This window comes from Streptomyces sp. NPDC051561 (genome assembly GCF_044454195.1).
Taxonomy (GTDB): domain Bacteria; phylum Actinomycetota; class Actinomycetes; order Streptomycetales; family Streptomycetaceae; genus Streptomyces.
In genome coordinates this window covers 254,629-264,952 of the sequence record NZ_JBITDM010000012.1, presented here as the reverse complement: position 1 = coordinate 264,952, position 10,324 = coordinate 254,629, and the positions used below count along the sequence as shown (strand labels likewise).

The window sequence follows — 10,324 nt, the reverse complement described above, 5'->3', positions numbered from 1 at the left end:
GGGGACCCTGTGGGAGAGTAGGACGCCGCCGAACAATTATTGTGGGAAAGCCCCGCACCAGGAAACTGGTGCGGGGCTTTTCTGCGTTCACGGCATTGAGCTCGGCCGTGCGCATACCGGCCGGCAGGGTGGAGAGCGCGGAGCCCGCGTCGGCGTCATCGGTGGTCATCACGTAGACGTCGTAGTCGGGATGGACCCTAGGTCCAGGCCACCGGCCCACTCGCGTGTTTCGTAGACTGTGCGCGCAGTACGTCATGGACACAGCCCTTGACCCGTGGATGCGGGCAGGGAGCCGAGATTCAGGAGTACCTCAGTGCAGCGCACCATGTTCAAGTCGAAGATTCATCGGGCCACCGTCACTCAGGCCGATCTGCACTACGTGGGGTCGGTGACTGTCGACGTGGAGCTGATGGAGGCCGCCGATCTGTTGCCCGGCGAGCTGGTGCACATCGTGGACATCACCAACGGTGCCAGGCTGGAGACGTACGTCATCGAGGGCGAGCGGGGGTCCGGGGTCATCGGGATCAACGGGGCCGCCGCCCATCTCGTACACCCCGGCGATCTGGTGATTCTGATCAGTTACGCGCAAGTGGAGGACGCGGAGGCGCGGGCGTTGAAGCCGCGCATCGTGCATGTGGGGGAGGGGAACCGGATCGTGGGAACGGGCGGTGACCTGGCCGAGCCGGTGCCCGGGGGCGAAGGGGAGGGCGGCCAGGTGCGGAATCCGATGGCGGTGAGCGGTAGCGCGGCTTCCGCCGGGCGTGTGGACTGAGCAGGCGTGGGCAGCCGCACCGGGAGAGAGTGGGGTGAGCCGCACCACCGGTCGCGGCTTCCCGTACTCGACCAGACTCCGCAACCTGGAGGTCGATCAGGCATGACCCAGCCGTACCCCGACCCCGTTCCGCCCGCGCCCACACCGCCGCCGGGACCCACCGGGCCCGACCCCGGCCCGCTGCCGGGACCGCTTCCCGGGCCGTCCCCGGTGCCGCCGATGCCGGCGCCGGACCCGGTTCCGCCGGGGCCACTGCCGGATCCCGTGCCGCCGGGGCCCGACCCCGATCCGGCCCCGGAGCCGGCACCCGGGCCCGCGCGGTGACATCGGTGCGGACCATCGGTTCGGACCGGGACAGCTGACAGGGAAACCCGTGGGAGCCCAGTGATGGACCAGGTCCACTGGTGGGCAAGCGGGAAAAGGGATGGACGCGGGACGCACTGCTTCGTAGGGTGCGTCCCGTGTCCAGTCCCGAGGCGTCAAGACTCTAGCCACCGGCCGTCCGGTGGCTTTTTCGCGTGGTCGTGCGAGTGCGTATGTACGGAGACAAGTTCCCGCGTACGCCGATGACCGCTGCCCGCCACCGGACCGCCGGCGTCGTCAGGCTGTTGTTCGATCATGACGTCGTTGTGGGGTCCTGCTGTGCCATTTGCTCTGTATCTGCTCGGGCTTGCCGTCTTCGCCCAGGGCACTTCGGAATTCATGCTGTCCGGACTCGGTCCGGAGATCGCCGCCGAGATGGGAGTGTCGCTGGCCGCGGCCGGGGCGCTGACCTCGGCGTTCGCGGTGGGGATGGTGGTGGGAGCGCCGCTGATGGCGGCGCTGAGTCTGCGCTGGTCGCGGCGGGGGGCCCTGTTGGGGTTCCTCGGGGTTTTCCTGGCCGTGCATGTGGTGGGTGCGGTCACCGGAAGTTTCACGGTGCTGCTGGTGAGCCGGGCGGTCGGGGCGCTGGCGAATGCCGGATTCCTGGCCGTGGCGCTCGCGACGGCCACCGGGATGGTCGCGTCGGACGCGAAGGGGCGGGCCACCTCGGCCCTGCTCGGCGGGGTCACGCTCGCCTGCATCGTGGGGGTGCCTGCCGGAGCGGTGATCGGTCAGCTCTGGGGGTGGCGTGCGGCGTTCTGGGCGGTGGCGCTGCTGTCGCTGCCCGCGTTCGCCGGGATCCTGCACTCCGTTCCCAAGGGAGCGGCCGGTGGGCCCGGGGTGCGGGGCGAACTGGCGGCGCTGCGCAGTGGGCGGCTGCGGCTGACTCTGCTGTGGGGCGCGCTGGTCAACGGGGCGACGTTCTGCACCTTCACCTACCTGGCGCCGTTGGCCACCGAGGTGGCCGGGCTGGGGACGGGAGGGGTGCCCGTCGTGCTGGCGCTGTTCGGGGTGGGGTCGTTCGTGGGTGTCGCGATGGGAGGGCGGATCGCGGACGTACGGCCTGTTCCGCTGCTGGTCGGTGGTGGGGTGGCGCTGTGTGCGGGGTGGGTGCTGTTCGCGTTGGCCGCCGGGGAGCCGGCGGTGGCGCTGGTGCTCGTCCTCGTACAGGGGGCGCTGTCGTTCGGGGTGGGATCGACGCTGATTTCGCAGGCGCTGTACGCGGCGCCCGGAGCGCCGGCCCTTGCCGGGGGATTCGCCACCGCGGCCTTCAACGTCGGGGCCGCGCTCGGGCCCTGGGCGGGTGGGGTGGCGATCGGAGCCGGGCTGGGGTTCCGTTCCCCGCCCGTGGTGAGTGCGGGGCTGGTGGCGATTGCGCTCGTCACGGCGGGCATGGGACGGCGGGTGTGGCGGGAGCGAGTGGGTTCCGTTTCAACCGGCGCACAGGACAAGTGAGTTGATGCTCTTGTCATGGACTGTGCCGTCACCGTAGCTTTGCCGATTGCTATGTGTCGTGAAGTGCGAGTGGAGGAAGCGACATGGCCTCAACCGGTCGTCACCGTCGGTACCAGCCCAGCCGTATCAACAACGTCTCGTTGACGGCCGCGGCGGGCGGCGTCGGCATGGCGCTTCCGCTCGTCGCCGCAGGATCGGCCGGGGCGGCCCCGGTGGATGTCTGGGAGAAGGTCGCCGCCTGCGAGTCCACGAACAACTGGAAGATCAATACCGGCAACGGTTACTACGGCGGCCTCCAGTTCCGCCAGTCCACCTGGAACGCCTTCGGAGGCAAGGACTACGCCCAGCGCGCCGACCTGGCAACCAAGGACCAGCAAATAGCCGTGGCCGAAAGAGTGTTGAAGGGGCAGGGGCCCACCGCCTGGCCGGTCTGCTCGGTCAAGGCGGGACTGGTACGGGGTGGAGACGCGCCGGACATCACCATCACCACCCAGAACAAGGGGCAGGGCACGGACCAGGCGCGCAAGGCGACCCCGCCGCCCGAGCGCAAGGATCCCGCGCCGCCCACCCGGAAGACGCCCCCGCCGCGGACCGACCCGGCACCGACCCGGCCCGCGCCCGACGCCGTCGGCACCAAGGACACCTACACCGTCGTCAGCGGGGACACCCTCTCCGGCATCGCCCAGACCGAGCGGGTAAGCGGCGGTTGGCAGCGGATGTACGAGCGCAACCGGCAGGTCATCGGCAACGACCCGGACGTCATCAAGCCGGGACAACGACTGTTGGTGCGCATCGGCGTACCGACCCAGCCCGAGCGGACCGGCGGCACGGAAAAGGCGGGCACGGACAAGGCGGATACCGGCAAGGCGGGACAGGAAACCCGGCAGCCGACCGGAGCCGACCGGGCCAAGGCCGCCACCGAGCGGGCGAAGAAGGCCGATGAGGCCCGCAAGGCGGAGCAGGCCCGGAAGGCCGAACAGGCCCGCAAGGCCGAGCAGGGCAAGAAGCGCGAGGCGGAGCAGAAGCGCGCGGCCGAGCAGAAGAAGTCCCGTACCGACACCGTTTCCTCCCGCTCCACCCGCCGCAGCGGTCTCAGCGCTCCCGTGGACGCGGGCCCCAGCACCCCCTACCGCGCGGCCGGTTCATCCTGGTCGAAGGGGTACCACACGGGGGTCGACTTCCCGGTGCCCACCGGCACCACCGTGAAGGCCGTCGGTGCGGGCAGCGTCGTCTCCGCCGGGTACGCCGGCTCGTACGGCTACCAGGTGGTGCTCCGGCACACGGACGGCAAATACACCCAGTACGCGCACCTGTCCGCGCTCACCGTCCGCGAAGGCCAGCAGGTCACCTCCGGACAGCGCATCGGACGCTCCGGATCCACCGGCAACAGCACCGGTCCCCACCTGCACTTCGAGGTGCGGACCGGCCCGGGCTTCGGGTCGGACGTCGACCCGGTCGCCTACTTGAGGGCAGGCGGAGTGACCGTCTGATCCGACCCCGGCGGGCAACGGACCGGACCGGCCGCCCGGTCCACCTGACCGGGCAGGCCGGAAACCTGCCCTGGTACACCGGGCTCTTGAGGCGGCATGCCCGGAACCTGAGCCGGTACGCCGGAAGCCTGCGCCGGTACGCCGGGGAGGAGACCCGCCGTGGACTCCTCCCCGGCATCCTGCCGCGCGTGCCCCGCCGTGAGCAGGGCCAGCCCCGTGCCCGCGACCAGTGCCGAGCCGCAGGCGAGGAGGACGCCGGTCGTCCCGTACCGGAAGGACTCGTCGAAGAGGGTGAGGCCGACAGCGGAGGCGACCACCGGGTTGGTCACGGTCACCGTGGCCAGGGGTGCGGTCAGGCCCGCGCCCCGGTACGCCGCCTGCGACAGCAGCAGCCCCGTCGCCGCGAAGGCCGCGACCGTCGGAACCGTCTGCCAGTGACCGGCCGGACCACCCGAACTCCAGCCCACAGCCAGTGACTTGATGAACACCGAGGCGATGCCGAAGGAGACCCCGGCCGCCCCGGCCAGCAGCACACTGCGCAGCACGCGCCGCCCCGCCCCGCGTGCCCCCGCGAACAGCACGGCCATGGCGCCCGCCGCCGAACCCGCCACCACCAACTGCTCGCCGCCCGCCAGCGCCTGGGCATGAGCCGTCTCCGTGAGCGACAGCAGCCCTGCCAGACCGACCGTCGCCATCAGCGCACCGCGCCAGGCCATGGCGCCCGCCCTGCGCCGTACGAACACCGCCGCGATCGGCAGCGCGAACACTATGGTCAGCGCACCCAGCGGCTGTACCAGGCTCAACGGGCCCCAGGCCAGGGCCCCGACGTGCAGCAGCGCCCCGACGCCGTTCAGCCCGGCGGCGGCCCACCAGGCGGGCTGTCGCACCGGGAGGTACTGGCTGCCGGTGCGGCCGGCGGCCGCGACACCTTCCTGGAGTACCGCACCCACCGCATAGGCCACCGCCGACACCAGGGCGAGCAGCACGGAAAGCGCAAGAGGACTCATGGACTCCACGATGAACCGCAGGAGCGTTCACGTCATCGTCCGCAAGCAGGCATGGGACGCTACTGCGGGTGCAGTACGTGAGCGCAGCGCGTGCGGTACGCCCTGCACGCGCTGGGGCGGGAGCACCCTGCGGGTAATCGCTTTTCGTATCAACCCCGTCATGGATACGGTGATCAGGAAACGGGCACGCCGCATCCGCGGAAGAACTGGTCCCTGTGGGTGGAAGGCGGAATGGTGGATTTCGAGGAGCTCGGTACGGTGAACGGGTTCTTCGCGCTCCGGGCGGGGGAGTCGCCGGGGGCCAGCGGCCATGTTCCGCTGTCGCGTGTGTACGCGGGCGAGCAGGGCCCCCTGGCGTTCCGTATCGACAAGGTCGCCGCCCGGCTGAAGGCGCCCGAGCGGCGGGTCGCCGCCTCCATCGCCCACCTCGGAATGGTGGCCCGGCTCTGGTCGGTGGCGCTGGGATCGGCCGCGCTGTACGGCGAGGTGCCCGACCTGGCCCCCGAGGGCCTGTCCTGGGACCCGGACGGCAGCAGCCCCGACGACCTGCTGCTCGCCCCCGGCGGCCGTACGTTGCCCGCGTCGGCCGAGAGCCTGCGCGAGAGCGTCCAGGAAGGCCACCTCGTCCCCCTCGCCGAGGCCTTCCAGCGGGACGGCAGTATCTCCGCGCAGCTGCTGTGGGGGAACGCCGGGTCCGCACTCGCCGCCGCCGTTACCCAACTCCGTCTCTGGGCGCGCGACATGGAGCGGCCGGAGGTCGGCAAGCGGGCCGCGGTGATCGCCCACGGACTCTTCAGCCACCCGGACCTGAACTCCACCGGCGCCCTCAAGGCCGGAGCGTTCCGCCGCAACAGCTGCTGCCTCTACTACCGCTGCCCGGCCGGCGGACTGTGCGGCGACTGCGTCTTCGACACCCCGCCACGGACCTCACCGAGAGCCCCGGCCGGCACTCCGTCCTGACGAAGCTCGCGGCACTCTTCCCCACAGCCCGTATCTGAGTGACCATCAAGGGGTGAAGGTGGGGCTGATCACTCGCGAGTATCCGCCGGACGTCTACGGAGGCGCCGGCGTCCATGTGGAGTTCCTGGCCCGGGAGTTACGGGCCCTGGCCGAGGTCGAGGTGCACTGCTGGGGCACCGGCGGGGTTGGCACCGGTACTGAAGCCGGGGTCACCCGGCACGCCTTCGACGCCACTCTCGGCAGCGCCAACGACGCCCTGCGCGCCTTCTCCATCGACCTCTCCATGGCCGCTGCCCTCCAGGGCCGCGACCTCGTCCACTCGCACACCTGGTACGCCAACCTGGCCGGCCACTTCGCCAAACTCCTGTACGGCATCCCCCATGTGATGACCTGTCACTCACTGGAGCCGCTGCGCCCGTGGAAGGCCGAGCAGCTCGGCGGCGGCTACGCGCTCTCCTCCTGGGCCGAGCGCACCGCCGTGGAATCCGCCGACGCGGTCATCGCCGTCTCCCGGGGAATGCGCACCGACATCCTCGACTGCTACCCGGCGCTCGACCCCGCGAGGGTCCGCGTCGTGCACAACGGCATCGACACCTCCCTCTACCGACCCGACGAACAGACCGACGTGCTGGAGCGCATCGGCATCGATCCCGAGCGCCCGTACGTACTGTTCGTCGGACGCATCACCCGCCAGAAGGGCGTCCCGCACCTGCTGCGGGCCGCCCGCGCCCTCGACCCCGACGCCCAGCTCGTGCTGTGCGCCGGCGCGCCGGACACCCCGGAGATCGGGCGTGAATTCCGGGAGCTGTTCCAGGAGTTGGAGCGAGCGCGGGACGGGGTGTTCTGGATTCCGGAGATGCTGCCGCGCCCTGACGTGGTGCAACTCCTCACCCATGCGACGGTGTTCGCGTGCCCTTCGGTGTACGAGCCGCTGGGCATCGTCAATCTGGAGGCCATGGCGTGCGGCACCGCCGTGGTCGCCTCCTCGGTCGGCGGAATCCCGGAGGTCGTCGACGACGGACGCACCGGACTGCTCGTACCGTACGAGAAGAAGCGCGCGCAGCGGCACCCGGAGGAATTCGAGGACGGCCTCACCGAAGCGCTGAACCGGGTGCTCGACGAACCGGAAGAAGCACGGCGGATGGGTGTGGCCGGGCGTCAGCGGGTAGTCGATGAGTTCGGGTGGGACGCCGTGGCACGGCGGACCGCCGAGGTGTACGCGGAGTTGGTCAAGTGACCTTTGCTGGTTGACCCTTGGGGGCGGCGATGCGCGGTGGACCTTCGGTGCTCGGGATCGTGCTGGCAGGCGGGGAGGGCAAGCGGCTGATGCCGCTGACCGCCGACCGGGCCAAACCGGCGGTGGTGTTCGGAGGCACCTACCGCTTGGTGGACTTCGTTCTGTCGAACCTCGTCAACGGTGACATCCTGCGCAACTGCGTGCTCACCCAGTACAAGTCGCACTCCCTCGACCGGCACATCACCACCACCTGGCGGATGTCCAGCCTGCTCGGGAACTACGTCACCCCGGTACCCGCCCAGCAGCGGCTCGGGCCGCGCTGGTACCAGGGCAGTGCCGACGCCATCTTCCAGTCGCTCAACCTGGTGCACGACGAGCAGCCGGACTTCATCGCGGTGTTCGGCGCCGACCACGTGTACCGGATGGACCCGCGGCAGATGCTCCAGCAGCACATCGACAGCGGGGCGGGCGTCACGGTGGCGGGGATTAGGGTGCCCAAGCGTGAGGCACCGCAGTTCGGGGTGATCACCCCGTCGTCCGACGGCACCCGCATCGAGGCGTTCCTGGAGAAGCCGAAGAACCCGCCGGGGCTGCCCGGCGACCCGCAGCGCGTCTTCGCCTCCATGGGCAACTACATCTTCACCACCAAAGTGCTCATCGACGCCCTGATCAGGGACGCCGAGGACGAGGACTCGGTGCACGACATGGGCGGCAGCATCGTCCCCCAGCTCACCGAGCGCGGCACCGCCCAGGTCTACGACTTCGACGACAACCACGTGCCCGGCGAGACCGCCCGTGACCACGGCTACTGGCGGGACGTCGGCACCCTCGACACGTACTACGAGTCCCACATGGACCTGGTCGCCGAGCAGCCCGAGTTCAACCTCTTCAACCGGCGCTGGCCGATCTACACCCACTTCGGGCAGCTGCCGCCCGCCCGCTTCTGCTCGGCGGGCATCGCCAGCGAATCCATCGTCGGGCCCGGCTGCGTGATCAGTGGGCAGGTCACCGGGTCGGTGCTCTCGCCCGGTGTGGTCGTCGAGCCGGGCGCCGTGGTCCAGGGCTCCGTGCTGCACGACAACGTGCGGATAGGGCGCGGGGCGGTGGTGCGCGGCGCGATTCTCGACAAGAACGTGGACGTACCTCCCGGAGCGACCATCGGCGTCAATCCGGAGCGTGACGCCGAGCTGTACACGATGTCGAAGAACGGGGTGATCGCCCTGGGCAAGGGGCAGCAGGTGACCTGAGAGCCTGGGTCTCAACCCCGGCCGGGCGCCCGCACCGGTCCGTCACGCTCCGTGGTCGTCCACCTCGCGGTTTGTCGCACTCGCCCCTGCCTCCGTACGATTCCGCTTTTGAGGACTTCCAGCAGGCACCCGCGGGCTCTTCCGGTCGGCGGGGTGTGAACGAGAGACGGCAGCGGCGATGACGGCGACATCAGAGGACAGCCCGGTGCACGGCGGCGACGGGCCCACCGGGCAGGACGCCCCGACGCAGGACACCCCCGTGGAGTTCGGCCCGGGCATCGACCCCGAGCGCATGAAGCTGGTGCTCGACGTCCTCGCCGAGCTGGACGAACTCGATGTCGACCACCCCGACGCCATCACGGTCCGCCGGGCGACCGCGGGCATCTACCGCACGGTGAAGCAGCGCCGTCGCCAGGAGCGCCGGGCCGCCAAGACCGCCAACGACAAGGCCGTCACCGAGGCCACCGCCACTGGTTCCGCCGTGCGCATCGACGACGAGACCGAAGGCCTGCTGCCTACCTCGGAGACGGCGGAGGGCCGGATCGCCGGGATACTCCAGCGGCCCCGCTCCTGCTACATCTGCAAGACCAGGTACGTCGAGGTCGACTACTTCTACCACCAGCTCTGCCAGCCCTGTGCCGCGCAGAACCGGTCCAAGCGCGACGCTCGCGCCGACCTCACCGGCAAGCGCGCCCTGCTCACCGGCGGCCGCGCCAAGATCGGCATGTACATCGCGCTCAGGCTGCTGCGCGACGGCGCGCACACCACCATCACCACCCGCTTCCCCAAGGACGCCATCCGCCGCTTCAAGGCGATGGAGGACTCCGCTGACTGGATGCACCGGCTGGAGGTCGTCGGCATCGACCTGCGCGACCCCGCGCAGGCGGTGGAGCTGGCCGGGCGGATGACCGAGGCCGGCCCGCTGGACATCCTGATCAACAACGCCACCCAGACCGTGCGCCGACTGCCCTCCGCCTACGCCGCCCTGGTCGACGGTGAGAACGCCCCGCTGCCCCCCGGTGAGCTGCCCGCCCACCAGGTGATCGGCGCGTTCAACTCCGGAGCGGTCGACGGCCTCACCGCACTGCCGCTCGGCGTCAGCGGTCTGGACGCCCAGCAGGTCGCCGACCTGGCACTGGTCGCGGGCAACGCCAGCGTCGAGCGGCACCGCGACGGCAGCGCCATCGACGCCGGCGGGCTCGTCCCCGATGTCGTCGACACCAACACCTGGGTGCAGACCATCGAGCAGATCTCCCCGGTGGAACTGCTCGAAACCCAGCTGTGCAACTACACCTCGCCGTTCATCCTGATCAGCCAGCTGCGCCCGGCGATGGCGGACGCCGCCCGCAAGGCGGCCAGCGGGCGCGCCCACATCGTCAACGTCTCCGCCATGGAGGGCGTCTTCGGCCGTGGCTACAAGGGTGCCGGACACCCCAACACCAATGCCGCCAAGGCCGCGATGAACATGGTGACCCGGACCAGCGCCCAGGAGATGTTCCAGACCGACGGCATCCTGATGACCTCCGTCGACACCGGGTGGATCACCGACGAACGCCCGCACTTCGACAAGCTGCGCCTCGCCGAGGAGGGTTTCCACGCCCCCCTCGACCTGGTGGACGGTGCCGCACGTGTGTACGACCCGGTCGTAAGGGGCGAAGCGGGCGAAGACCTCTATGGAGTCTTCCTCAAGGACTACGCGCCTGCCAACTGGTAGACAGGCAGGGCTTGTTGAGGTCCGTGGGGCCGACCGTGGCCCCTGGGTGGCGGGAGTGCTGCTCAGGGGCAGGCCGAAA

At 70.4% G+C, this 10,324-nt stretch carries 8 protein-coding genes; 7 read left to right on the top strand and 1 reads right to left on the bottom strand.

The window, feature by feature from the left end; all coding sequences use genetic code 11:
- The first annotated feature begins 313 nt into the window (after nt 1-313).
- The 3 genes from panD to ACIA73_RS25855 all read left to right on the top strand — a co-directional run bounded on the left by panD (nt 314) and on the right by ACIA73_RS25855 (nt 4,080).
- Nucleotides 314-772, top strand: a complete 459-nt coding sequence (gene panD / locus ACIA73_RS25865) for an aspartate 1-decarboxylase (protein WP_399441081.1) — start codon at nt 314-316, stop codon at nt 770-772.
- A gap of 642 nt (nt 773-1,414) precedes the next feature.
- On the top strand, nt 1,415-2,590 hold the full coding sequence (locus tag ACIA73_RS25860) for a Cmx/CmrA family chloramphenicol efflux MFS transporter (RefSeq protein ID WP_399441079.1): 1,176 nt from the start codon (nt 1,415-1,417) through the stop codon (nt 2,588-2,590).
- 83 nt (nt 2,591-2,673) lie between these two features.
- Nucleotides 2,674-4,080, top strand: a complete 1,407-nt coding sequence (locus tag ACIA73_RS25855; protein ID WP_399441078.1) for a transglycosylase family protein — start codon at nt 2,674-2,676, stop codon at nt 4,078-4,080.
- On the opposite strand, the gene ACIA73_RS25850 is transcribed toward ACIA73_RS25855, so the two are convergent.
- Nucleotides 4,050-5,087 carry a DMT family transporter gene (locus ACIA73_RS25850; RefSeq protein ID WP_399441077.1) on the bottom strand — a complete coding sequence of 346 codons (1,038 nt, stop codon included), beginning with the start codon at nt 5,085-5,087 and terminating at the stop codon, nt 4,050-4,052. The two genes, ACIA73_RS25855 and ACIA73_RS25850, sit on opposite strands and share 31 nt — an antisense overlap.
- 234 nt (nt 5,088-5,321) lie before the next feature.
- Between ACIA73_RS25850 and ACIA73_RS25845 the strand changes: the two genes are divergently transcribed.
- From ACIA73_RS25845 to ACIA73_RS25830, 4 genes are all read left to right on the top strand, one after another.
- Nucleotides 5,322-6,047, top strand: a complete 726-nt coding sequence (locus ACIA73_RS25845; protein ID WP_399441098.1) for a (2Fe-2S)-binding protein — start codon at nt 5,322-5,324, stop codon at nt 6,045-6,047.
- A 52-nt stretch (nt 6,048-6,099) separates the two neighbouring features.
- Nucleotides 6,100-7,284, top strand: coding sequence for a glycogen synthase (glgA, locus tag ACIA73_RS25840; RefSeq protein WP_399441076.1), 1,185 nt, complete (start codon nt 6,100-6,102; stop codon nt 7,282-7,284).
- A gap of 29 nt (nt 7,285-7,313) precedes the next feature.
- Nucleotides 7,314-8,531: a glucose-1-phosphate adenylyltransferase gene (gene glgC, locus ACIA73_RS25835; RefSeq protein WP_399441075.1), complete on the top strand. Its 1,218-nt coding sequence runs from the start codon at nt 7,314-7,316 to the stop codon at nt 8,529-8,531.
- Between the two features lie 292 nt (nt 8,532-8,823).
- On the top strand, nt 8,824-10,245 hold the full coding sequence (locus ACIA73_RS25830) for an SDR family NAD(P)-dependent oxidoreductase (protein WP_399441097.1): 1,422 nt from the start codon (nt 8,824-8,826) through the stop codon (nt 10,243-10,245).
- Nucleotides 10,246-10,324 lie beyond the last annotated feature (79 nt).